Annotated in this window: 21 protein-coding genes; 3 read left to right on the top strand and 18 right to left on the bottom strand. The window is 57.9% G+C overall.

Annotation, left to right across the window (positions count from 1 at the left end; translation table 11 throughout):
• Positions 1–64 precede the first annotated feature (64 nt).
• From D8U73_RS04835 to D8U73_RS04800, 8 genes are all read right to left on the bottom strand, one after another.
• On the bottom strand, positions 65–955 hold the full coding sequence (locus D8U73_RS04835) for an ABC transporter permease subunit (RefSeq protein WP_056854046.1): 891 nt from the start codon (positions 953–955) through the stop codon (positions 65–67).
• On the bottom strand, positions 952–1,833 hold the full coding sequence (locus D8U73_RS04830) for an ABC transporter permease subunit (protein WP_177434609.1): 882 nt from the start codon (positions 1,831–1,833) through the stop codon (positions 952–954). Before D8U73_RS04830 ends, D8U73_RS04835 begins: the two co-directional genes overlap by 4 nt.
• A gap of 35 nt (positions 1,834–1,868) precedes the next feature.
• Entirely contained in the window at positions 1,869–3,011 is a 1,143-nt protein-coding gene (gene potA, locus D8U73_RS04825) for a polyamine ABC transporter ATP-binding protein (RefSeq protein ID WP_130903852.1), read from the bottom strand.
• A gap of 73 nt (positions 3,012–3,084) precedes the next feature.
• Positions 3,085–4,182, bottom strand: a complete 1,098-nt coding sequence (locus D8U73_RS04820; RefSeq protein WP_130903851.1) for a polyamine ABC transporter substrate-binding protein — start codon at positions 4,180–4,182, stop codon at positions 3,085–3,087.
• A gap of 188 nt (positions 4,183–4,370) precedes the next feature.
• Positions 4,371–5,483, bottom strand: coding sequence for a polyamine ABC transporter substrate-binding protein (locus tag D8U73_RS04815; protein ID WP_056854050.1), 1,113 nt, complete (start codon positions 5,481–5,483; stop codon positions 4,371–4,373).
• A gap of 172 nt (positions 5,484–5,655) precedes the next feature.
• Entirely contained in the window at positions 5,656–7,020 is a 1,365-nt protein-coding gene (locus tag D8U73_RS04810; RefSeq protein WP_056854051.1) for an aspartate aminotransferase family protein, read from the bottom strand.
• A gap of 60 nt (positions 7,021–7,080) precedes the next feature.
• Positions 7,081–8,439, bottom strand: a complete 1,359-nt coding sequence (locus tag D8U73_RS04805; RefSeq protein WP_056854052.1) for a glutamine synthetase family protein — start codon at positions 8,437–8,439, stop codon at positions 7,081–7,083.
• 38 nt (positions 8,440–8,477) lie between these two features.
• Entirely contained in the window at positions 8,478–8,840 is a 363-nt protein-coding gene (locus D8U73_RS04800; RefSeq protein ID WP_130903850.1) for a gamma-glutamyl-gamma-aminobutyrate hydrolase family protein, read from the bottom strand.
• A 278-nt stretch (positions 8,841–9,118) separates the two neighbouring features.
• Here D8U73_RS04800 and D8U73_RS04795 point away from each other — a divergent pair, with 278 nt between their 5' ends.
• Positions 9,119–10,495, top strand: coding sequence for a glutamine synthetase family protein (locus D8U73_RS04795; RefSeq protein ID WP_056854054.1), 1,377 nt, complete (start codon positions 9,119–9,121; stop codon positions 10,493–10,495).
• A 226-nt stretch (positions 10,496–10,721) separates the two neighbouring features.
• Positions 10,722–11,357: a TetR/AcrR family transcriptional regulator gene (locus tag D8U73_RS04790; RefSeq protein ID WP_130903849.1), complete on the top strand. Its 636-nt coding sequence runs from the start codon at positions 10,722–10,724 to the stop codon at positions 11,355–11,357.
• Positions 11,358–11,517: 160 nt separating this feature from the next.
• Here D8U73_RS04790 and D8U73_RS04785 read toward each other — a convergent pair whose 3' ends face one another.
• From D8U73_RS04785 to D8U73_RS04740, 10 genes are all read right to left on the bottom strand, one after another.
• On the bottom strand, positions 11,518–12,204 hold the full coding sequence (locus D8U73_RS04785; RefSeq protein WP_130903848.1) for a hypothetical protein: 687 nt from the start codon (positions 12,202–12,204) through the stop codon (positions 11,518–11,520).
• Between the two features lie 208 nt (positions 12,205–12,412).
• Complete coding sequence (locus D8U73_RS04780) at positions 12,413–12,628, bottom strand: TOBE domain-containing protein (protein ID WP_007967989.1); 216 nt, start codon at positions 12,626–12,628, stop codon at positions 12,413–12,415.
• A gap of 33 nt (positions 12,629–12,661) precedes the next feature.
• Positions 12,662–13,468 carry an aliphatic sulfonates ABC transporter ATP-binding protein gene (gene ssuB / locus D8U73_RS04775; protein ID WP_130903847.1) on the bottom strand — a complete coding sequence of 269 codons (807 nt, stop codon included), beginning with the start codon at positions 13,466–13,468 and terminating at the stop codon, positions 12,662–12,664.
• Positions 13,465–14,247 (bottom strand): aliphatic sulfonate ABC transporter permease SsuC, encoded by a 783-nt coding sequence (gene ssuC, locus D8U73_RS04770; RefSeq protein ID WP_056854057.1) that lies wholly within the window; start codon positions 14,245–14,247, stop codon positions 13,465–13,467. Before ssuC ends, ssuB begins: the two co-directional genes overlap by 4 nt.
• A gap of 7 nt (positions 14,248–14,254) precedes the next feature.
• The gene (ssuD, locus tag D8U73_RS04765; protein ID WP_130903846.1) at positions 14,255–15,403 is read right to left on the bottom strand and encodes an FMNH2-dependent alkanesulfonate monooxygenase; all 1,149 of its coding nucleotides are present in this window, start codon (positions 15,401–15,403) and stop codon (positions 14,255–14,257) included.
• Between the two features lie 28 nt (positions 15,404–15,431).
• Positions 15,432–16,412, bottom strand: a complete 981-nt coding sequence (locus tag D8U73_RS04760) for a sulfonate ABC transporter substrate-binding protein (RefSeq protein WP_056854059.1) — start codon at positions 16,410–16,412, stop codon at positions 15,432–15,434.
• An 89-nt stretch (positions 16,413–16,501) separates the two neighbouring features.
• A complete protein-coding gene (gene ssuE / locus D8U73_RS04755) occupies positions 16,502–17,095 on the bottom strand; it encodes an NADPH-dependent FMN reductase (protein WP_056854060.1) in 594 nt (197 codons plus the stop codon).
• A gap of 303 nt (positions 17,096–17,398) precedes the next feature.
• Positions 17,399–18,037, bottom strand: coding sequence for a peroxiredoxin (locus D8U73_RS04750; RefSeq protein WP_130903845.1), 639 nt, complete (start codon positions 18,035–18,037; stop codon positions 17,399–17,401).
• Between the two features lie 293 nt (positions 18,038–18,330).
• Positions 18,331–19,674: an OprD family porin gene (locus tag D8U73_RS04745; RefSeq protein ID WP_130903844.1), complete on the bottom strand. Its 1,344-nt coding sequence runs from the start codon at positions 19,672–19,674 to the stop codon at positions 18,331–18,333.
• Between the two features lie 416 nt (positions 19,675–20,090).
• Positions 20,091–21,428: an OprD family outer membrane porin gene (locus D8U73_RS04740; RefSeq protein WP_130903843.1), complete on the bottom strand. Its 1,338-nt coding sequence runs from the start codon at positions 21,426–21,428 to the stop codon at positions 20,091–20,093.
• Between the two features lie 362 nt (positions 21,429–21,790).
• Here D8U73_RS04740 and tauA point away from each other — a divergent pair, with 362 nt between their 5' ends.
• The gene (tauA, locus tag D8U73_RS04735; RefSeq protein WP_130903842.1) at positions 21,791–22,780 is read left to right on the top strand and encodes a taurine ABC transporter substrate-binding protein; all 990 of its coding nucleotides are present in this window, start codon (positions 21,791–21,793) and stop codon (positions 22,778–22,780) included.
• Positions 22,781–22,833: the final 53 nt, after the last annotated feature.

Raw genomic sequence — 22,833 nt, 5'->3', positions numbered from 1 at the left:
GCCGAACGCGGAGCGTCCGTTGAGGCGTTCCCACGCAGAGCGTGGGAACGATCATGGCATCGCTTCAGGCAGCTTCCGGCGCCTGTGCGCGACGCACGTCCGGTTGTTTCCAAGAATCGGCAGCGCTTTCTTCGATGGCCTGCTGGATCGCCCGCTTGCGGTTTTCTTCGGCACGGCGGCTGAAGAACCAGACCAGGAAAGTCACGATTGATACGGCCAACAGAATCAGACTGGCCACGGCATTGATCTCCGGCTTCACGCCCAGTCGTACCGCCGAGAACACTTCCATCGGCAGGGTCGTGGAACCCGGGCCGGAAACGAAGCTCGCCAACACCAGGTCATCCAGCGACAGGGCAAACGACATCATGCCGCCGGCCGCCAACGATGGCGCGATCATCGGGATGGTGATCAGGAAGAACACCTTCCATGGCCGTGCACCGAGGTCCATGGCCGCTTCTTCGATGGACAGGTCCAGCTCACGCAAGCGCGCCGACACCACCACCGCCACGTACGCCGCACAGAACGTCGTGTGGGCGATCCAGATGGTGACGATGCCGCGTTCCTGCGGCCAGCCGATCATCTGCGCCATGGCCACGAACAGCAGCAACAGCGACAGGCCGGTGATCACTTCAGGCATCACCAGCGGCGCGGTGACCAGGCCACCGAACAGCGTGCGACCCTTGAAGTGGGTGATGCGGGTCAGGACGAACGCGGCTAACGTCCCTAGTGCGACGGCTGCAATCGCCGTGTAGCAGGCGATTTCCAGCGAGCGCACCACCGAGCCCATCAGTTGCGTGTTGTCCATCAGGCCGACGTACCACTTGATCGACCAGCCGCCCCACACCGTCACCAGTTTCGAGGCGTTGAACGAGTAGATCACCAGGATCAGCATCGGCAGATAGATAAACAACAGACCCACCACCAGCATCAGGCTGGAGAAACGGAAGCGTTTCATTCTTTACCCTCCATTTCCTTGGCCTGACTGCGGTTGAACAGGATGATCGGCACAATCAGGATCGCCAGCATCACCACCGCCAGGGCGGACGCCACCGGCCAGTCACGGTTGTTGAAGAACTCTTGCCAGAGCACTTTACCGATCATCAGGGTTTCCGGACCGCCGAGCAGTTCCGGGATCACAAACTCACCCACCACCGGGATGAACACCAGCATGCAGCCGGCGATGATGCCGTTTTTCGACAGCGGCACGGTGATTTTCCAGAAGCTGTTGAAGGTGCTCGAACCCAGGTCCGAAGCGGCTTCCAGCAGACTCGTGTCGTGCTTCACCAGGTTGGCGTACAGCGGCAGGATCATGAACGGCAGATAGGAGTAAACGACACCAATGTAAACCGCGAGGTTGGTGTTGAGGATCTGCAGCGGTTCGTCGATCCAGCCCATGCTCATCAGGAAACCGTTGAGCAGGCCGTTGTTGCTGAGGATGCCCATCCACGCATAGACGCGGATCAGGATCGCGGTCCAGGTCGGCATCATGATCAGCAGCACGAGCACCGTTTGCAGCTCTTTGCGGGCGCTGGCAATGGCGTAGGCCATCGGGTAGCCGATCAGCAGGCAGAGGATGGTGCTGATCAGCGCCATCTTCAGCGAGCCGAGGTACGCGGCGATGTACAACTCGTCATCGCCCAGCATCGCGTAGTTGCCCAGGTTCAGCAGCAACTGCAGCTTCTGTTCGGCGTAGCTGTAGATTTCAGTGTACGGCGGGATGGCCACGTCGGCTTCGGCAAAGCTGATCTTCAGAACGATGAAGAACGGCAACATGAAGAACAGGAACAGCCAGATGAAGGGAACCCCGATGACCAACTGGCGGCCACCGGGAATTATTCGATTGAGACGGCGTTTGAATTTGCGCATGTTCATGAGCGAAGTACCACGCCGCTATCGTCTTCCCAGTACACGTAGACCTGATCACCCCAGGTCGGACGCTGCCCGCGACGTTCGGCGTTGGCGACGAATGACTGCACCAGCTTGCCGCTTGGCAACTCGACGTAGAACACCGAGTGCCCGCCCAGGTAAGCGATGTCGTGCACCTTGCCGCTGGACCAGTTGTACTGGCAGGTCGGCATGTCGGCGGTGACCAGCAGTTTTTCCGGACGGATCGCGTAGGTCACCGACTTGTCCTGTACCGAAGTGCTGATGCCGTGGCCGACGTAGATCTGCCGGTCCAGGTCTTTGCAGGTAATGATCGCGTGGCCTTCGGCGTCGTCGATCACTTCACCTTCGAAGATGTTGACGTTGCCGATGAATTCGCAGACCAGGCGACTGGTCGGGGTCTCGTAGATGTCGATCGGGCTGCCGATCTGGGCGATCCAGCCCAGGTGCATGATCGCGATGCGCTCAGCCATGGTCATGGCTTCTTCCTGGTCGTGGGTCACCATGACGCAGGTCACGCCGACGCGCTCGATGATCTCGACCAGTTCCAGCTGCATTTGCGAACGCAGTTTTTTATCCAGTGCGCCCATCGGTTCATCGAGCAACAGCAGCTTCGGCCGCTTGGCCAGGGAACGCGCCAGTGCCACACGCTGACGCTGGCCACCGGATAACTGGTGCGGCTTGCGCTTGGCGTACTGGGTCATTTGCACGAGCTTGAGCATGTCGGCCACACGGGCGTCGATTTCGGCGGCTGGCAGTTTGTCCTGCTTGAGGCCGAAAGCGATGTTCTGCGCTACGGTCATGTGCGGGAACAGGGCGTAGGACTGGAACATCATGTTGATCGGCCGCTCGTACGGCGGCATGTCGGTGATGTCTACGCCATCGAGGAAGATGCGCCCCTCCGTGGGCCGTTCGAAACCTGCGAGCATGCGCAGCAGGGTGGATTTGCCCGATCCCGAACCGCCGAGCAGGGCGAAAATCTCGCCTTTCTTGATTTCCAGGGACACATCGTCCACGGCAATCGTCTCGTCGAACTTCTTCGTGACCCGGTCGATTTTGACCAACACCTGTTTAGGTGACTGGTCGCCCTCGAGGGCTTTCTTATAGGCGCCGGAGGCAACTGCCATTTACGAAACTCCCAAAAAAAAAGAGTGCAGTTCGCTCAAGGTGAGCCAACTTTGGATAGTTTGAGCCTTGAAGCTATTTGCCCGACTTGACCTTGGTCCAGCTGCGGGTCATCAAACGTTGAATATTCGGTGGCAGCTCGATGGACACGTAGGTCTTGTCGAGCACGGCCTGCGGTGGGTAAACCGCTTCGTCGGTGCGAATGGACTGTTCCATCAGTTTGTCCGACCCGGGGTTAGGGTTGGCGTAGCCGACGTAATCACTGACCTGGGCAATAACCTCAGGTTTGAGCAAATAGTTGATGAACGCGTGGGCCTGCTTGACGTTGGCCGCATCCTTGGGGATCGCCAGCATGTCGAACCACAGCGCACCGCCTTCCTTGGGAATCGAGTAGGCGATGTTCACGCCTTTCTTGGCTTCATCGGCGCGGTTCTTCGCCTGGAACATGTCGCCGGAGAAACCGATCGCGACGCAGATATCACCGTTGGCCAGATCCGCAATGTATTTGGAGGAGTGGAAGTAGGTCACGTAAGGCCGTACCGCCAGCAACTTGGCTTCAGCCTTCTTGTAATCTTCAGGGTTGGTGCTGTTGGCGTCGAGGCCCATGTAGTTGAGCACCGTCGGCATCATTTCATCGGCCGAATCGAGGAACGCCACACCGCAACTTTGCAGCTTCTTGATGTTTTCAGGTTCGAAGACGGCGGCCCACGAATCGATAGTGTCGACCCCCAGCACGGCCTTGATCTTGTCGACGTTGTAACCGATGCCGTTGGTGCCCCATAGATAGGGCACGGCGTACAGGTTGCCCGGATCGTTTTGCTCCAGACGCTTGAGCAGCACCGGGTCGAGGTTCGAGTAGTTCGGCAACTGCGACTTGTCGAGCTTCTGGAACGCGCCAGCCTTGATCTGCTTGCCGAGGAAGTGGTTCGACGGCACGACGACATCGTAACCGGTACGCCCGGCAAGCAACTTGCCTTCCAGGGTCTCGTTGGAGTCGAACACGTCGTAAACCGGTTTGATCCCGGTCTCTTTCTGGAAGTCGGCCAGCGTGTTCTCGCCGATGTAGTCCGACCAGTTATAAATATGCACAGTACCGGCGGCCTGGACACTGACGGCAAGCGTCAGCCCGGCGCCGACCAGCATGGCATTGCGCAACAAAGAAAAAATAGGCAAGTGGAGGTCCTCTAAAATGAGTTGGGCCCAAGTTGCCCCGCGTTACATGACAGCCATGGCTGTATGGCAACAAAACCGGCGCGCAACTTACCCTCGAAAAACCGTTCCAGCAAAACTTTCTGTCATTTAATTAAACCTGTTGCCGCCACCGCGCAGACGACGACAACAGGTTCTTGCTTCAAACCGGCTTACTTACCGGATTTGATCTTGGTCCAGCTGCGGGTCAGGATCCGCTGGGTCGCGGCCGGCAAGTCGGCAATCGCGTAAAGCTTGGCCAGCACATCGGCCGGCGGGTAGATGCCCGGGTCGGCTGTGATTTCTTTCTCAACCAGCGGCGTGGCGGCCGCGTTGCCGTTCGGGAAGCGTACGGCGTTGGTGATTTCGGCCATGATTTCCGGCTTCTGCAGGAAGGTCATGAACTTGTAGGCGCCTTCGACGTTTTCGGCATCTTTAGGGATGGCGACCATGTCGTAGAAGCTGCCGGCGCCTTCTTTCGGAATGTTGTAGCTGACTTTCACCTTGTCACCGGCTTCGGCAGCGCGTGCCTTGGCCTGGTAGATGTCACCCGAGTAACCCACGGCCACGCAGATGTTGCCGTTGGCCAGGTCCGAGATGTACTTGGACGAGTGGAAGTAACCAATCGAAGGACGGATTTTCAGGAACAGCGCTTCAGCTTCGGCCAGTTGTTTCTTGTCCTGGCTGTCGGTTGGATAGCCCAGGTAGTGCAACGCCACCGGAATCATCTCGGTTGGCGAATCGAGGAAACTGATACCGCAGGATTTCAACTTCGCAGCGTTTTCAGGTTTGAACAGCAGGTCCCAGGAGTTGGTCGGCGCGTCGGCACCCAGTGCAGCCTTGACCTTCTCGGCGTTGAAACCAATACCGATCGAACCCCACATGTACGGGAAGGCGTGTTCGTTGCCCGGGTCGCTGACCGATACGGCCTTGAGCAAGTCGGTGTTCAGGTTCTTCCAGTTGGGCAGCTTGGACTTGTCCAGCTTCTGGTAAACACCTGCCTTGATCTGCTTGGCCAGGAAGTTGTTGGACGGTACGACGATGTCGTAGCCGGACTTGCCTGCCAGCAATTTGGCTTCCAGGGTTTCGTTACTGTCGAAAACGTCGTAGACCACTTTGATGCCCGACTCGTCTTCAAACTTCTTGACGGTGTCCGGAGCGATGTAGTCGGACCAGTTATAGACGTGCAACACCTTGTCGTCCGCCTGAACCGCGCCCGCCATAATGCCCATCAGGGACATGGCGAGAAGAGTCTTGCCAGCAAGCTTTTTGCCTAATGCCTTCATGCGTTAATGCTCCAAATTTTTCTTTTTTGAACCACTTTGTTCAGCGGCCGAACCCCGACAACTGGAACCGCGGCTAGTCTGGCAAGATCCGAGGCGGTCTTTCAAGAAAAGGCCAACCTTTCTGACTGCCCCGAGCGAAGGTGCCGCGGCGCCTTCGCTCAGAGCCTAGCACTTAGCCTTGCAACGCACTCAGGGTGAGGTCCAGACACTTGCGAGCTTTCGTTACCAGTTCGTCGATTTCCGCAGGCGTAATCACCAGTGGCGGCGCGATGATCATGGTGTCACCGACTGCCCGCATGATCAGGCCATTATCGAAGCAGAACTGTCGGCAGATCATGCCCACTCCCTTGCCTTCGTAGCGCTTGCGCGTGGCCTTGTCCTGAACCAGTTCGATGGCCCCCAACAGACCCACCCCGCGAACTTCACCCACCAGCGGATGATCGTTCAGTTCCCGCAGACGCTTTTGCAAATACGGTGCCGTTTCGGTCTTCACGCGTTCGACAATTTTCTCGTCGCGCATGATGCGGATGTTTTCCAGCGCCACCGCGGCGGCCACCGGATGACCGGAGTAGGTGAAACCGTGGTTGAAGTCGCCGCCCTCGTTGAGGACTGCCACCACTTCGTCACGCACGATCAGCCCACCCATCGGGATGTAGCCGGAAGTCAGGCCCTTGGCGATGGTCATCATGTCGGGCTTGAGGTCGTAGAAATCGCTGCCGAACCACTCGCCGGTGCGTCCGAAACCACAAATCACCTCGTCGGCCACGAACAGGATGTCGTATTTGGCGAGGATTTCCTTGATGCGCGGCCAGTAGCTGTCAGGCGGAATGATCACGCCGCCAGCGCCCTGGATCGGTTCGGCAATAAAGGCACCAACGTTGTCGACGCCGACTTCCAGAATCTTCTCTTCCAGCTGATTGGCAGCCCAGATCCCGAACTCTTCAGGCGTCATGTCACCGCCCTCAGTGAACCAGTAAGGCTGCGCGATATGGACGATGCCCGGGATCGGCAAGTCGCCCTGTTCGTGCATGTAGGTCATGCCGCCCAGGCTGGCGCCGGCCACGGTGGAACCGTGATAGCCGTTCTTGCGGCTGATGATGACTTTCTTGTTCGGCTGGCCCTTGATTGCCCAGTAGTGGCGGACCATGCGCAGCATGGTGTCGTTGCCTTCGGAGCCGGAACCGGTGAAGAACACGTGGTTCATGCCTTGCGGCGCGATGTCGGCGATGGCCTTGGCCAGTTCGAGTACTGGCGGGTGCGCGGTCTGGAAAAACAGGTTGTAGTAAGGCAGTTCGCGCATCTGTTTGCTGGCGGCGTCTGCCAGTTCTTCACGACCGTAACCGATTGCCACACACCACAGACCGGCCATGCCGTCGAGAATCTGGTTGCCCTCGCTGTCCCACAGGTACACGCCCTTGGCGTTGGTGATGATCCGCGGGCCTTTCTCTTTCAGCTGCTTGAAATCGCTGAACGGGGCCAGGTGGTGATCATTGCTCAGGGTTTGCCATTGGCGGGTTTGCGGGTTGTTGCTGGTCATGTGAATCTCCTAAAAATCCAGGTGAAGGCGCGCCGCGGGACAACGGCGGCGCCCGGCGTGTCAGACGGCAAAGAGCAGGAACTCCCGTTCCCACGAACTGATCACGCGCTTGAAGTTTTCATGCTCGGCCCGCTTGACCGCTACGTAGCCAGTGATGAAGTTGGTGCCCAGGTACTTCTCGATGGTTTTGCTGTTTTCCATGCGTTCCAGTGCGTCTTCGATGGTCAGCGGCAAACGCAGGTTACGGCGCTCATAACCACGGCCGACTACCGGTGCGCTCGGGTTCATGCCTTCGACCATGCCGATGTAACCGCACAGAAGGCTGGCGGCAATCGCCAGGTACGGGTTGGCATCGGCGCCCGGCAGGCGGTTTTCAACCCGGCGGTTTTGCGGCCCGGCGTCCGGAACGCGCAGGCCTACGGTGCGGTTCTCTTCGCCCCACTCGACGTTGACCGGCGCCGACGTGTCGGGCAGGAATCGGCGGAACGAGTTGACGTTGGGTGCAAACAGCGGCAACAGCTCGGGAATGAGTTTCTGCAAGCCACCGATGTGGTGCAGGAACAACGAACTCATGGTCCCGTCTTCATTGGAGAAGATGTTTTTGCCGGTCTCGATGTCGATGATGCTCTGGTGCAAGTGCATGGCACTGCCCGGCTCACCGGTCATTGGCTTGGCCATGAAGGTGGCGGCCACGTCGTGCTTGAGCGCGGCTTCGCGCATGGTGCGCTTGAACACCAGAATCTGGTCGGCCAGGGACAAGGCATCGCCGTGACGGAAGTTGATTTCCATCTGCGCCGTGCCGTCCTCGTGGATCAGCGTGTCGAGATCCAGCTCCTGCAATTCACACCAGTCGTAGACGTCTTCGAACAGCGGATCGAATTCGTTCGCCGCCTCGATGGAGAACGACTGGCGACCGGTTTCCGGGCGGCCGGAGCGGCCGATCGGCGGTTGCAACGGGTAGTCCGGGTCGTCGCTGCGCTTGGTCAGGTAAAACTCCATTTCTGGCGCCACGATCGGCTGCCAGCCCTTGTCGGCATAGAGTTTCAGGACTTTCTTGAGCACGTTGCGCGGCGACAGCTCGATCGGGTTGCCTTGTTTGTCGTAAGTGTCGTGGATAACGATAGCGGTCGGCTCGATGGCCCAAGGCACCACATATACCGCGCTCTGGTCGGGGCGGCAGATCATGTCGATGTCGGCCGGGTCGAGCAGCTCGTAATAGATGTCGTCTTCGACGTAATCGCCCGTCACGGTCTGCAACAGCACACTTTCTGGCAGGCGCATGCCTTTTTCGGCGATGAATTTGTTGGTCGGCGAAATCTTGCCCCGGGTGATCCCGGTCAAGTCGGCGATCATGCATTCGACTTCTGTGATCTTGTGGTCTTTCAACCAATCGGTGAGCTGGTCGAGGTTGTTACTCATAAATGCCTCTAGGCTTTGAGTTTCCTGACTCTTGGGAGTCAGGCGATAGTTGACGCATCGGCGTCGCGTTGAAATACGGGTTTGCGACAGGCTATCGTGTTCTTCGCGCTCCGCAAGGCAAATGCCAGGCGTGCAGAATCGCGAGCGGTGCCCTGCGCCATGGCTGAGCTGCTATTGTGAATCGGTTCTATATTGAATGGAGTAACCGTAATGGGGGTGCCATCAGGGCCGTCCAGAATATCGGACGGGAACAGCCGAACCGTCAGGGACGTGAGGTCCGCCGGCAGGGCCGAAGCTGCCGGGACCGCGGTGCGCACGCAAGTGTCGCCACTCATGTGATAAGCATGCAGACCGATCTGTCTTGAGCAGTCGGTGACGCCGATTATCGGCAGGCGAGACATGAAGCACCCCGGTATTATTGCTGTTATGGGTTTGATTCGAGCTTAGCCTTGTTCATTTTTTTACACAACACCCCCGTAAAAAATACAACACGGCCCGCTCAAGCCCGCGGGCGCCATAGAGGCCAAGGGCATAAAAACGCCCCAAAGTGCCTCAAAAAAGCCACACGAGCGCTTTTTTAGGGCAAAAAAGGCCTCGCTTGACTTCGGCATGCCGTTCGGGTTGACTGGAAACCGAAAAGATCAATGATTGATATTTTTAACAACAAAGGTGTTGCATCATGTCGGTACCCCCGCGTGCCGTTCAGCTTAACGAAGCGAACGCGTTCCTTAAGGAACATCCTGAGGTTCTGTACGTTGACCTTCTGATTGCGGATATGAATGGTGTGGTGCGCGGCAAGCGCATCGAACGCACCAGCCTCCACAAGGTTTACGAGAAAGGCATCAACCTGCCGGCCTCTCTATTTGCTCTGGATATCAATGGCTCTACGGTGGAAAGCACCGGCCTGGGCCTGGACATCGGTGATGCTGACCGAATCTGCTATCCAATTCCCGATACCCTGTGCAACGAGCCATGGCAGAAGCGCCCGACCGCGCAACTGTTGATGACCATGCACGAACTCGAAGGTGACCCTTTCTTCGCCGACCCGCGTGAAGTGCTGCGACAGGTGGTGACCAAGTTCGATGAGATGGGCCTGACCATCTGCGCCGCGTTCGAACTGGAGTTCTACCTGATCGACCAGGAGAACGTGAACGGTCGTCCGCAACCGCCCCGCTCGCCGATTTCCGGCAAACGCCCGCATTCGACACAGGTCTACCTGATCGACGACCTCGACGAGTACGTCGACTGCCTCCAGGACATTCTGGAAGGTGCAAAAGAGCAAGGCATCCCGGCCGACGCCATCGTCAAGGAAAGTGCCCCGGCGCAGTTCGAAGTGAACCTGCACCACGTGGCCGACCCGATCAAGGCCTGCGATTACGCCGTCCTGCTCAAGCGCCTGATCAAGAACATCGCCTACGACCATGAAATGGACACCACCTTCATGGCCAAGCCTTACCCGGGCCAGGCGGGCAACGGGCTGCACGTCCACATCTCGATTCTCGACAAAGATGGCAAAAACATTTTTGCCAGTGAGGATCCCGAGCAGAACGCCGCACTGCGTCACGCGATCGGCGGTGTGCTCGAGACCCTACCGGCGCAGATGGCTTTCCTCTGCCCGAACGTCAACTCGTACCGTCGTTTCGGCGCACAGTTCTACGTGCCGAACTCACCGTGCTGGGGCCTGGACAACCGCACCGTAGCGATTCGTGTGCCGACCGGTTCATCCGATGCCGTGCGCATCGAGCACCGCGTGGCCGGTGCCGACGCCAACCCGTACCTGCTGATGGCTTCGGTCCTGGCAGGCGTGCACCACGGCCTGGTCAACAAGATCGAGCCGAACGCACCGGTGGAAGGCAACAGCTACGAGCAGAACGAGCAAAGCCTGCCGAACAACCTGCGTGATGCATTGCGCGAGCTGGACGACAGTGAAGTGATGGCCAAGTACATCGATCCGAAATACATCGATATCTTCGTCGCGTGCAAAGAGAGCGAGCTGGAGGAGTTCGAACACTCCATCTCCGACCTTGAGTACAACTGGTATTTGCATACCGTGTAAGCGCTTGCAGTACAAAAGAACGCCGCAGGCTGACAAGGCTTGCGGCGTTTTTTTATGGCCGCCTGCGGCGGATCGCTGGCAAGCCAGCTCCCACAGGTTTTGTTAATGAACACAAGATGTGTGGTCGGCAACAATCCTTGTGGGAGCTGGCTTGCCAGCGATGGCGGCCGAGGAGACAACACACAACCCTGCTCGTACAATGCCCGCTGCCCCTCAGGAGACTTCAATGACACGCGTAGCCACCGTTCGCAAACCCCGCGCCCGCAGCCAGGCGCGAATCGATTCGATCCTCGATGCCGCCCGCACCTTGCTGGCCGCCGAGGGTGTGGCCAGCCTGTCGATCTACAGCGTTGCCGAGCGGGCGGAGATCCCGCCCTCCTCCGTCTACCATTTCTTCGCCAGCGTACCGGCCTTGCTGGAAGCACTGACCGCCGACGTCCACGCCGCCTTCCGCGCCTGCCTGCAAGCACCCATCGACCACGACGCGCTGAGCGGTTGGCGTGACCTGTCGCGGCTGGTGGAACAACGCATGCTCGACATCTACGGCGAGGATGCCGCCGCCCGCCAGCTGATCCTGGCGCAACACGGCCTGACCGAAGTCACCCAGGCCGACCGCCAGCACGACATCGAACTGGGCGACCTGATGCACAAGCTCTTCAATCACCACTTCGAACTGCCGAAACTGCCGGATGATGTCGATGTGTTTGCCCTGGCCATGGAGCTGGGGGATCGAGTGTACGCGCGCTCGGTGCAACAGCACGGGCAGATCACACCGCGCATGGCCGAAGAAGGGATGCGGGTGTTTGATGCGTACCTTGGTCTTTACTTGCCACCCTACCTGCCCAAGCGAATGCAGCCTTGAAGCACATCAGATTGCATCAAGATAGAATCGACGGCTGCAGCGCAAACAATTCCTGACTGCATGCAAAAAGCTATTGAAACTAAAAATACAAAAAGGCCTGGATAAATCCACGACAGTATAAAATCGCCAACACAGGCCTTTATTGAAACCACACCCACTGTTAGTTTCGCAACAATCCCGGCCAAGTATTATCATTAACGGGATCAGGACCACCCACCAACCTATCTTCGTCCATATTATATTTTAGATAACGATTACCCGTCAGAAAAATATAGTAGAAATCATCAGCCAAATCGCGATCAAATTGTACTGCAGTAACAATTTCGTATCTGTAAGGACCTACCCCCGGCCAGTTAGCGTCATTGGTAGGTTTTTTTTCAATCGTTTCCTGACGAGCATCGTATCGTAGGTAATCCCCATCACTCATCAAAAACAAAAATATGTTATCTCTAAGAAACGTAGTTGGCTCTTTCCACCATACACCAGCCACAATCTTATCAAAGTATGGTAACAACAGTGACCACCGGCTATCTGCCAGCGTTTCAAATTGAACAACCCTGTCCGTCTGCTGATGGTAGGTACATACCTTTGGGGTATTACCATCCAAATAGAAGAGATGCAGATAATCGCTATATCCGCTCGTTGTTGTAAACCCAAAGCGCAAATATCTGGCATAGGGATGAAATTCCCCCCAGTTCCCTGCATTAATTGCTGTAGGGTAGCCTGGTGGAACTCTATCTTCTGCATTATTGAATCGCGAAAAAGTATTTGTATCCTTGAAGAAAAAATAGCAATGATCCTGCCCTTGCCGCCAATCCACAGCAACACAATTTTTTATGTCCGGCATGATGTCTACTCCTTGCGAATTAAGGATGAATGCAAGACCAAAGCTACACAAAAAATCATACCTTGAAACCTGTCAAAGTTGACAGTTCCGCCAAAACAATCTGCATGTTAGGATTTTGGCCAAAAGGCCAATTAGTTTTTTACTTCCTTTTTATAAATATCTACCTCGAAGGGCTTGCACCCTTCGGGGCAGTGTTTGTCCCACGCCCTTACAACTTGGCGATCGACACCTCGGTGGATTTCACAAACGCGATCACTTCACTGCCCACCGCCAATTCCAGCTCTTTCACCGAACGTGTGGTGATCACCGAAGTGACGATGCCGGAAGCGGTCTGCACATCGATTTCCGAGAGCACGTCACCGAGGACGATTTCCTTGATCGAGCCTTTGAACTGGTTGCGTACGTTGATGGCCTTGATAGTCATGATATTGATTCCTGTGGTTGGATAAGACTTGGGTTACTGGGCCCAACGCAACTGCGTAGGCAAGGGTGAAACAGGTTCCGGTTCCGGTGGTTGGCCGGGCAGTGACAGCACGCGGTTGAGAACTTCGGTCTCCAGTGCTGCCAGCCTATGAGAGCCACGAACCCGAGGGCGTGGCAGCTCAACGTGCAGGTCGAGGCCGACTTCGCCGTCTTCGATGAGAATCACCCGATCGGCAATCGCTACGGCTTCGCTGACGTCGTGCGTCACCAGCAACACGGTGAAGCCGTGTTGCTGCCAGAGCCGTTCGATCAGTTGCTGCATTTCGATGCGGGTCAGGGCATCGAGCGCGCCCAACGGCTCGTCGAGCAACAGCAGGCGCGGTTGATGAATCAACGCGCGAGCCAGGGCCACGCGTTGTTTCTGCCCACCGGACAGGGCCGCCGGCCACTCATGGGCGCGGTCCGCCAGGCCGACCGCTTCCAGCGCCGCCAATGCCTTGGGACGCCAGTGGCCCTTGAGGCCCAGGCCGACGTTGTCGATGATCTTTTTCCACGGCAGCAACCGTGCTTCCTGGAACATCAGCCGGGTGTCTTCCCGGGCCTCGCTCAGCTTCGCGGAACCGGCCAGCAGTTCACCGCCCGTGGGCTGATCGAGACCGGCCAGCAAACGCAGCAAGGTACTTTTGCCGCAGCCGCTGCGACCGACCACGGCGACAAATTGCCCCGCCGGAATATGCAGATCGATCTCGCGCAGCACCTGGCGCGAACCAAAGGTTTTTTGCAGCTTGCGCACCGCCAGCGGAATCCCGCGCAGCAGGCGTGGAGGTTGTTGAGCGGTCATGCGGCACCTCCCTTGACGACCTGATAGGCCGGATGCCAGCGCAGCCACACGCGTTCAAGTCCACGCGCCGCGAGATCGGCCAGCTTGCCGAGCACCGCATACATCAGGATCGCCAGCACCACCACGTCGGTCTGCAAGAACTCCCGGGCATTCATCGCCAGATAGCCAATGCCGGAGCTGGCGGAAATGGTTTCGGCCACGATCAGCGTCAGCCACATAAAGCCCAGGGCAAAGCGCACGCCGACCAGAATCGAAGGCAGCGCACCCGGCAGGATCACCTGACGGAACAGACTGAAACCGGACAAGCCGTAGCTGCGCGACATTTCCACCAACGCCGGATCGACGTTGCGGATGCCGTGATAGGTGTTGAGGTAGATCGGGAACAAGGTGCCCAGGGCCACCAGGAAAATCTTCGCCGACTCGTCGATGCCGAACCACAGGATCACCAGCGGAATCAGCGCCAGGTGCGGAACGTTGCGGATCATCTGCACCGAACTGTCGAGCAGGCGTTCGCCCCACTTGGACAGACCGGTGATGAAACCCAGTGTCAGGCCAATACCGCCACCAATGGCAAAGCCCAACGCGGCACGCCAACCGCTGATTGCCAGGTGTGTCCAGATCTCGCCGCTGCGTACCAGGCTCACACCGGCTTCGATCACGGCGATCGGCGCCGGCAGAATCCGTGTCGATAACCAACCCGCCGACACCGACAGCTGCCACACCGCCAGCAGCAACACCGGCAACGCCCAGGGCGCGAGGCTGTGGATAATTTTTTTCATGGCGCGCTCAACTCTGCGACGCGGCTTTGGGAAGGATGTCGTTGGCGACCATTTCGCCGAACGGGCTGACGTAACCAGCGCTTTTCGGCAACTCGGGACGCTCGATGTCCAGGTGCGGGAACAGCAACTCGGCCACGCGGTACGACTCTTCCAGGTGTGGATAACCGGAGAAGATGAACGTATCGATACCCAGATCGGCGTACTCCTTAACCCGTGCCGCCACAGTCGGCCCATCACCGACCAACGCCGTACCGGCACCGCCCCGCACCAGCCCGACGCCGGCCCAGAGATTCGGGCTGACCTCCAGGTTGTCGCGGCTGCCACCGTGCAGCGCGGCCATGCGTTGCTGGCCGACGGAATCGAAGCGCGCCAGGGAGGCCTGGGCACGGGCGATGGTGTCGTCGTCCAGGTGCGAGATCAGTCGGTCCGCCGCTTGCCAGGCCTCGGCGTTGGTTTCACGAACGATCACATGCAGGCGAATGCCGAAGCGCACGGTACGCCCGAGCCTCGCAGCTTTGGCCCGCACCTGTGCGATCTTCTCGGCCACTGCGGCCGGTGGCTCGCCCCAGGTCAACACCATTTCCACCTGTTCTGCCGCGAGGTCCTGCGCCGCTTCCGAGGAACCGCCAAAGTACAGCGGCGGACGCGGTTGCTGGATCGGCGGGTACAGCAACTTCGCGCCCTTCACGCTGATGTGCTGGCCGTCGTAATCGACGGTTTCGCCTTCCAGCACGCGACGCCAGATGCGGGTGAATTCCACCGAGGCCTGATAGCGCTCTTCGTGGCTGAGGAACAGACCATCGCCGGCCAACTCTTCCGGATCACCGCCCGTGACCAGGTTGAACAGCGCACGTCCGCCGGACAAGCGATCCAGCGTAGCCGCCTGGCGTGCCGCCACCGTCGGGGAAATGATCCCGGGGCGCAGGGCGACAAGAAACTTCAAACGCTGGGTCACTGGAATCAACGACGCCGCCACCAGCCACGAATCCTCGCAGGAACGACCGGTGGGAATCAGCACACCGCCGAAACCCAGTCGATCCGCCGCTTGGGCGACTTGTTGCAGGTAACCGTGGTCAACGGCGCGAGCGCCTTCGGCGGTGCCAAGGTAATGGCCGTCGCCGTGGGTAGGCAGGAACCAGAAGATGTTGAGGCTCATGGAGTGGTCTCCTTGGGAAATCGGACTGTTACTGGGCTTTGGTGACTGAGCTTTGGGCAACGGTCGCCGGCGGCGTCCAGATCACGTCTTTGATGCTCAGCGGCTTGGGAATCAACTTGAGCTGGTAGAAGCTGTCGGCGATTTTCTGTTGCGCGGCGACCACTGCCGGGGTCAGGAACAGCGCGCCGTAGCCCTGGCGTTTCACCGAAGTCAGGGTGATGTCCGCTGGCAGGCCAAGCAGTGGCGAGACTTGTTTGGTCACATCTTGCGGGTTGGCCTTGGACCACTCGCCGACCGCGCGCACTTCTTCCACCAGGGTCTTGATCACCTCGGGATTTTTCTGCGCGTAGGGTTTGGTCGCCAGATAGAACTGATGGTTGTCGACGATGCCTTTGCCATCACGCAGGGTGCGCGCTTGCAGTTGCTGTTCGGCGGCCGCCTGGTACGGGTCCCAGATGACCCAGGCATCGACGCTGCCACGTTCGAACGCAGCACGGGCGTCGGCCGGTGGCAAGAATACGGTCTGGATATCGGTGTACTTGAGGCCGGCGTCTTCCAGTGCCCGCACCAGCAGGTAGTGCACGTTGGAGCCTTTGTTCAGGACGACTTTCTTGCCCTTGAGTTCGGCCACCGATTTGATCGGCGAATCCTTCGGCACCAGGATGGCTTCGCTGTGCGGCGCTGGCGGTTCGTAGGCGACGTAGAGCAGATCGGCGCCTGCCGCTTGGGCAAACACAGGAGGGGTTTCGCCGGTCACGCCGAAGTCGATGGAGCCGACGTTCAAGCCTTCGAGCAGCTGCGGGCCACCGGGGAATTCAGTCCATTGCACATCCACGCCTTGGGCGGCGAGGCGTTTTTCCAGGGTGCCTTTGGCTTTGAGCAGCACCAGGGTGCCGTATTTCTGATAACCGATCCGCAGTGTCTCGGCCTGAGCTTGGGTAATGGCGCCGAAGGTAACAGCCGCAGCAAACAGAGCGACCAGACCACGACGCAAAATGACAGGGCGCATGGCGCTCTCCTATTTGCAGTTGGGTTTTGGCTGCACCTGCTTGCCCGTTGGCGGGCGAGTAAGGCCAGTACTTCAAGGGTGAAAATGGCTCAAATGCTCCAGCGAGCACTCAACAAACGTTCATTCAACAGGTTTGGATCGAGCGGCTTGGGCCGTCGCGCCATGGCGCTGAAAAACAGCTCCAGCGATTCATTCAATCGTTGCTCAAGCTCCGGTGCCAACTGCGCCAGGGCACTGCCTTCGCCGTAAGCGATCTGGCTGTCGACGGCGAAAATGCCCTGAAGCATTTCCTGGGCCTTCAATGCCGACAGCACCGGTTTGAGCGCGTAATCCACCGCGAGCATGTGGGCGATGCTGCCGCCGGTTGCCATTGGCAACACCACCTTGTGGCTCAAGGCGCGCTCCGGCAGCAGATCCAGCACGGTTTTCAATGCACCGGAAAACGAAGCCTTGTACACCGGCGTGGCGATCAGCAAACCATCGGCGTTTTCAATTTGTTGCAGCAGGTCGACCACCTTGGGGCTGTCGAAACGTGCGTGCAGCAGGTCTTCAGCCGGGAAGTCCCGTACCTGATAACTCACCACCTCCACGCCCTGCTCTTGTAGCCAACGTTGGGAGCGATCCAGCAGAACCCCGGAACGGGAGCGCTGACTGGGACTGCCACCGAGTGAGACGACCAGCATTCAGACGATTCCTTGATTGCAGACGATTCGCGGTTTGCGATCTCGCTTTGATGGAGTGACCTTAACAGGTGATTCATATATCCATAAATCATATTTATTCATTTGGTTATGCAATATAGAAATATGAAGAATCACTTCTTTCAGACAAAAAAAAGGCCGTCGAAACGGCCTGAAATCCCCTGCTTTGTGGTTGATGATCGTTCCCACGCTCCGCGTGGGAATGCAGCCCGTGACGCTCCGCGTCACTGGACGCGGAGCGTCCCTAGAGGCATTCCCACGCGGAGCGTGGGAACGATCACATCGTCAGCGATTCGGCTGCGGCGTCAGGCGCAGGTAAGGCTTAACGGCGCGATAGCCTTTGGGAAAGCGCTGTTTGATTTCTTCTTCATCCTTGAGCGACGGCACGATCACCACCTCATCACCGTCCTGCCAGTTGGCCGGCGTGGCCACTTTGTAGTTGTCGGTGAGCTGCAGAGAATCAATCACCCGCAGGATTTCATGGAAGTTGCGGCCAGTGCTCGCCGGGTAGGTGATGGTCAGGCGAACCTTCTTGTTCGGGTCGATGACAAACAGCGAACGCACCGTCAGGGTGTCGTTGGCATTCGGATGGATCAGGTCGTAGAGGTCCGAAACCTTGCGGTCGGCATCGTCGAGGATCGGAAAGTTGACGACGGTGTTCTGGGTTTCGTTGATGTCGGCGATCCACTTGTGGTGCGAGTCCACCGGGTCGACTGACAGGGCAATGGCCTTGACGCCACGCTTGGCGAATTCATCCTTCAGCTTGGCCGTGAAGCCCAGTTCGGTGGTGCACACCGGGGTGAAATCCGCCGGATGGGAAAACAGCACACCCCAGCTATCACCCAGCCATTGGTGGAAACGGATGGTGCCGGCGCTGGAATCCTGTTCGAAATCGGGGGCGATATCGCCGAGTCTGATGCCCATGGTGTAGCTCCTGGTGAGTGCTGGATGAACTCAACTGTGCCTGTGTTTTTTATCCATTAAAAAGAATAAATATCGATTTGTTTAGACCGAAAAGAAATATTAAAGAACTGTTCACTGGACGGATGAACGCAACCCGCCGAACATCGGCCACAAGGTTCGAGAAGGCCTTGAGTTGCTGCAAAAGAGGGAATTTCGAGGCGGGATTACGGGGGTGACCCCGTCTTGAAACGCAAAAAGCCCCGCCCGGCGTGATGCCGGGCGGGGCTTTTTCTATCTCGCTTACGCGTGCGCTTTTACAACAGCGGAATCGAGTAGCTGACGATCAGACGGTTTTCGTCCTGGGAACGGGTGTTCGGCAGGTCGGTACGCCAGGTGGCGTTTTTCCACATCAGGCCGAGGTTCTTCAGCGCGCCCGACTGCACGACGTAACCCACAGTCAGGTCGCGTTCCCACTCGGAAGCGCCGTTGGCGAGTTGACGGCCGGCGCCGTTGACCGTGTCGATGTCGTCGCCATGCAGGTAAACCACACCCGCTGTCAGGCCAGGAACACCGACCTTGGCGAAGTCAAAGGAGTAGCGCGCTTGCCAGGTTTTCTCGCCGGCACGGCCGAACTTCTGGATTTGCGAGTCGGTGATGGTGTAGTTCGACGAACCGTCGCCCTGGTTCAACCAAGGGAAGTCACTGCTGCCATTGCTGACCTGGTAACCGCCGCCGAAGGTGTGGCCGGCCACGGTGTACAGGAACAGGCCGCTGTACAGATTGTTGTCGACCTTGCCCTTACCGTTAGGCGCGTTGTAGTTGCCCGTCGTGTAATACAACGGATCGTGACCGTTGGCGCCGTCGTCGGAGCTGTTGAAGTAGCGGAAGTCCGACTTCAATACGCCAGGGCCGATTGCCCAGTTATGCACCAGTCCGAGGAAGTGCTGTTTGTAGAACTCTTCCAGCTTGCCGTAGTAGTACTGGGCAGTCAGGTCCTTGGTGAGTTTGTAGTCACCGCCGGCATAGATGAACTTGTTGCTGTCGCGAGCTGCCGCGGTGCGACCGTTGGCGCCGGAGATCGACAACTGCTGGTTGTTGCTCGAGTTACGACCTTTGACCTGCTCGATCTGACCGCCGACCAGGGTCAGGTCCTTGATGTCGCCGGACGTGATCTGGCCGCCCTGCCAGGTTTGCGGCAGCAGACGACCGTCGTTGGTCACGATGACCGGGTTCTTCGGCTGCAAGGTCCCCAGTTTCAGCTCGGTCTGGGAAACCTTGGCCTTGGCGGTCAGACCCAGGCTGGAGAAGTTATCAACCGATTCACCGTTGGACTTGGTTGGGAAAACAGTACCGCCATAAGCGTTACCTGCCCCACCGTTGGTACCACCGCCCGAATCCAGTTTCACGCCCAGCAGGCCGATCGCGTCGATACCGAAACCGACGGTGCCTTGGGTGTAACCGGAAATGAAACGCAGATCGAAGCCTTGGCCCCACTCTTCGTTCTTGTTCGGTTCGGCACTGCCGTCACGGAAATCCTGATTGATGTAGAAGTTGCGCAGCCCCAAGGTTGCCTTGCTGTCTTCGATGAAACCGGCGGCGCTTGCCTGCTGCGCCAAAACCCCTACGGCCACTGCCAGGGCCAAGGTGGACTTGTTCATTGTTTCGCTCCTATCGTTTTCTAATACTTGTGTTGCTGGTCCCGGGTCGTATGCCCTGGATCCGCAGACGCTTTTTGCGCCTGACCGTCGAACGCGGTCATTTTTTTGGGCGCGCAGGATACCTCTTCATAATCCGTAAAAGAATTATTGAAGTATTTTTAATCGCATTGGGAAATAAGCCCCGACAACACAGATTGGGGATATCGGCCGAAATGCCGATTCCTGAATCGTTTTATCTCGAGGGAGGTTGCAGCTTGATCCGAGGCTTACGGTGCGTGTCGGATGGACTTACTGTAAGCGCTGACGATAAAAGCTAAAAAGAATTAAAAATTCACCTATACAAACAATATGGAATATTGAATCGAGACGAAAAAAAACCTCACCGTTGTGGTGAGGTTTTTTGAAGGGGGACGCTATTACATGAAGCTGTAGGTGTAGTTGAAGATCAGACGGGTCTGGTCTTCATCAAGCGTGCTGGTGTTGCCACGATACATACCGTGACGCAACGTAGTACCGAAGCCTTTGAGTGGGCCGGTTTGAATCACGTAATCCACACGCAGGTCGGTTTCCCGCTCGTTCAGGTCATCACCCACGCCGTTGGTGGCCTTGATGTCCCGGCCATACAGATAAGCAGCCGACGCTTTCAGGCCTGGCACGCCCAAAGAAGCGAAGTCATAGGAGTATTGACCGTAGGTGGTGTTTTCACCGGCACGGATAAAGCTGCCCACGGTGGCATCGGTGAAGGAGTAGAAGCTTGCGCCGCCGGCACCTTCGTTACGGCCTCGACCGTCAACCACGTTAGCCTGGTTCAGGAAAACAAAACCGCCGTCATCGTTGACACGCTGGTGACCGAGCAAGAATGCACTGCCGCCCAGGGTGTAGGTGAACGTGGCGCTCCAGGTTTTGTTGTCGACTTCGCCTGGCGTCTTGGCGTAACCGTTGTTGTTGTTGAACAGGTAGCCGGCCGTGCCGTTCTTGCCGTCGGAGCTGCTGTCGAAATAACGGATATCGGTCTTGAACGACTGGTTCGGTGCGATCGGGTAGACGTGCACCAGGCCCAGGAAGTTCTGCTTGTAGTAGTCTTCCAGGTTCGCGTAGTAGTACTGCAGCATCAGGTCTTTGGTGACCTTCCAGTCAGCACCGGCGTAACGGAACTGGTTGCTGTCCTGAGTACCGCCAGCCACGGCCAGGCCGGTGCTGTTGCTCGATGCGCGACCGGTCGCGTGCTCCAACTGACCTACGTTGAAGGTCACGTTGTCGATTTCCTTCGAAGTCAGGGTGCCACCTTCAAAGGTTTGCGGTAGCACGCGGCTGTCGTTCGCGATCAGGATCGGCATGTTTGGCTGCAGAGCGCCACCCACGTGAGCCTCGGTCTTCGAGAAACGTGCCTTGACGTTCGCTGCCGCACGGCTCCACGAGTGTTCGGCCGAACCATCGGTGTCGCTAGGTGTGAAGGAGTTGTTGTCCGGGTGATGGCCTTTGCCGCCGTCCAGATGGATACCGACCAGCGCCTGGGCGTCGATACCAAAACCAACGACACCTTGAGTGAAACCCGACTGGTAATCGAACTTCAGGCCTTCAGCGGCCTCTCGCTGCCGGTTGGCAGGCGTGCTGGCGCCTTCCCGTTTATCGGCGTCGAAATAATAGGTGCGCGAACTGACGGAAGCCTTGCTGTCTTCGATGAAACCTGCGGCGCCTGCCTGCTGCGCCATAACCCCTACGGCCACGGCCAAAGCCAAGGTGGACTTGTTCATTGTGAAGCTCCTCTGGATTCTAATTCTTGTGTTCCTGGTCTCGGGTCGTTGCCCAAAATCCTAAGATGCGCGATTAGCGCCGGACGGTGACTCACAAGTCAATCGTAACCATGTGTGTCTACGACCATAGTCTAATCCCCGGTTTTTTGGTCCATGCAGGTTCATGAGATCGTCACAAACCTGAAAAGAATGGCTCGATTCTTTTCTCATACCGTTTAGGAATTAAGCTCACTTCAATTACCCCAGCGGACTAGAGCGGGTGCCACATAAGCTAATTACTAAATGGTATTTATTGGGCGTTTTTTAGATCGATTAGGTTTGGACACAATTTCGCAACAAAACCAATCGAACAGGCCCTCGCCATGACGACCAAGCGCGCACTATCCAAGCCCTTTGTTACAGTTTGTGTATCGCTGTTGATTTCTTTCTCTGCCCACGCAGCAAACCTCACCGTCGGCTACCAAACCGGTATCGACCCCAGCAAGGTGCCGCAGGCGGATGGCCTGTACGAAAAAACCATTGGCCAGCCCATCGACTGGCGACGTTTCAACAGTGGCCCGGAGGTGGTCACAGCGATAGCGTCCGGCGATGTACAAATCGGCAACCTCGGTTCCAGCCCTTTGGCGGCAGCGGCGTCGCGCAAGCTGCCGATTGTCGCGTTCCTCGTGTCGGCACAGATCAATGCGGCGGAAGCCCTGGTGGTGCGTAACGGCAGCGGCATCGAAAAACCGCAAGATTTGATCGGCAAGACCATCGCCACGCCCTTCGTTTCCACCTCGCACTACAGCCTGCTCGGCGCGCTGAAGCACTGGGGCCTGGACGCTTCGAAAGTCAAAGTGGTGAACCTGCAACCAGCGGAAATCGCCGCGGCCTGGAAGCGTGGCGATATTGATGGCGCGTTTGTCTGGTCACCCGCATTGGGTGAAATTCGCAAGACCGGCAAGACCTTGACCGATGCCGCACAGGTCGGACAGTGGGGCGCTCCCACCTTTGAGGTTTGGGTTGCGCGCAAGGATTACGCCGAGAAGCATCCTGATGTCGTAGCCAAGTTCGCCAAGGTCACGCTCGACGCCTTTGCTGATTACGCCGCGCACAAAGCCAACTGGACGGTCGACTCTGAGCCTGTGCAAAAAATCGCCAAACTGACCGGTGCCAACGCTGCCGACGTGCCTGAGTTGCTCGCCGGGTCCGCTTTCCCGGATGCCAAGGCACAGCAAACCAGCGCGCTGCTGGACGGCGGCACGGCCAAGGCGATTGGCGAGACGGCGAAGTTCTTGAAGGAACAAGGGAAGGTGGAAACGGTGCTGCCGGATTACTCGCCGTATGTCAGCGCGAAGTTTGTCACCGAGTAATCCACTGAAACCTGTGGCGAGGGAGCTTGCTCCCGTTGGGCCGCGTAGCGGCC

It is taken from the genome of Pseudomonas sp. Sample_22, assembly GCF_004307635.1.
GTDB lineage: Bacteria > Pseudomonadota > Gammaproteobacteria > Pseudomonadales > Pseudomonadaceae > Aquipseudomonas.
This window is presented reverse-complemented; position numbering and strand designations above follow the sequence as displayed.

Bases quoted from the DNA above. Each gene is read 5' to 3' on its own strand.
- D8U73_RS04760 (WP_056854059.1), bottom strand. From the start codon at position 16,412: ATGCGCCCTGTCATTTTGCGTCGTGGTCTGGTCGCTCTGTTTGCTGCG.
- ssuC (WP_056854057.1), bottom strand. From the start codon at position 14,247: ATGAAAAAAATTATCCACAGCCTCGCGCCCTGGGCGTTGCCGGTGTTG.
- tauA (WP_130903842.1), top strand. From the start codon at position 21,791: ATGACGACCAAGCGCGCACTATCCAAGCCCTTTGTTACAGTTTGTGTA.
- D8U73_RS04785 (WP_130903848.1), bottom strand. From the start codon at position 12,204: ATGCCGGACATAAAAAATTGTGTTGCTGTGGATTGGCGGCAAGGGCAG.
- D8U73_RS04795 (WP_056854054.1), top strand. From the start codon at position 9,119: ATGTCGGTACCCCCGCGTGCCGTTCAGCTTAACGAAGCGAACGCGTTC.
- ssuE (WP_056854060.1), bottom strand. From the start codon at position 17,095: ATGCTGGTCGTCTCACTCGGTGGCAGTCCCAGTCAGCGCTCCCGTTCC.
- D8U73_RS04790 (WP_130903849.1), top strand. From the start codon at position 10,722: ATGACACGCGTAGCCACCGTTCGCAAACCCCGCGCCCGCAGCCAGGCG.
- D8U73_RS04745 (WP_130903844.1), bottom strand. From the start codon at position 19,674: ATGAACAAGTCCACCTTGGCCCTGGCAGTGGCCGTAGGGGTTTTGGCG.
- ssuD (WP_130903846.1), bottom strand. From the start codon at position 15,403: ATGAGCCTCAACATCTTCTGGTTCCTGCCTACCCACGGCGACGGCCAT.
- D8U73_RS04815 (WP_056854050.1), bottom strand. From the start codon at position 5,483: ATGAAGGCATTAGGCAAAAAGCTTGCTGGCAAGACTCTTCTCGCCATG.
- D8U73_RS04810 (WP_056854051.1), bottom strand. From the start codon at position 7,020: ATGACCAGCAACAACCCGCAAACCCGCCAATGGCAAACCCTGAGCAAT.
- D8U73_RS04740 (WP_130903843.1), bottom strand. From the start codon at position 21,428: ATGAACAAGTCCACCTTGGCTTTGGCCGTGGCCGTAGGGGTTATGGCG.
- D8U73_RS04835 (WP_056854046.1), bottom strand. From the start codon at position 955: ATGAAACGCTTCCGTTTCTCCAGCCTGATGCTGGTGGTGGGTCTGTTG.
- D8U73_RS04750 (WP_130903845.1), bottom strand. From the start codon at position 18,037: ATGGGCATCAGACTCGGCGATATCGCCCCCGATTTCGAACAGGATTCC.
- D8U73_RS04780 (WP_007967989.1), bottom strand. From the start codon at position 12,628: ATGACTATCAAGGCCATCAACGTACGCAACCAGTTCAAAGGCTCGATC.
- ssuB (WP_130903847.1), bottom strand. From the start codon at position 13,468: ATGACCGCTCAACAACCTCCACGCCTGCTGCGCGGGATTCCGCTGGCG.
- potA (WP_130903852.1), bottom strand. From the start codon at position 3,011: ATGGCAGTTGCCTCCGGCGCCTATAAGAAAGCCCTCGAGGGCGACCAG.
- D8U73_RS04805 (WP_056854052.1), bottom strand. From the start codon at position 8,439: ATGAGTAACAACCTCGACCAGCTCACCGATTGGTTGAAAGACCACAAG.
- D8U73_RS04800 (WP_130903850.1), bottom strand. From the start codon at position 8,840: ATGTCTCGCCTGCCGATAATCGGCGTCACCGACTGCTCAAGACAGATC.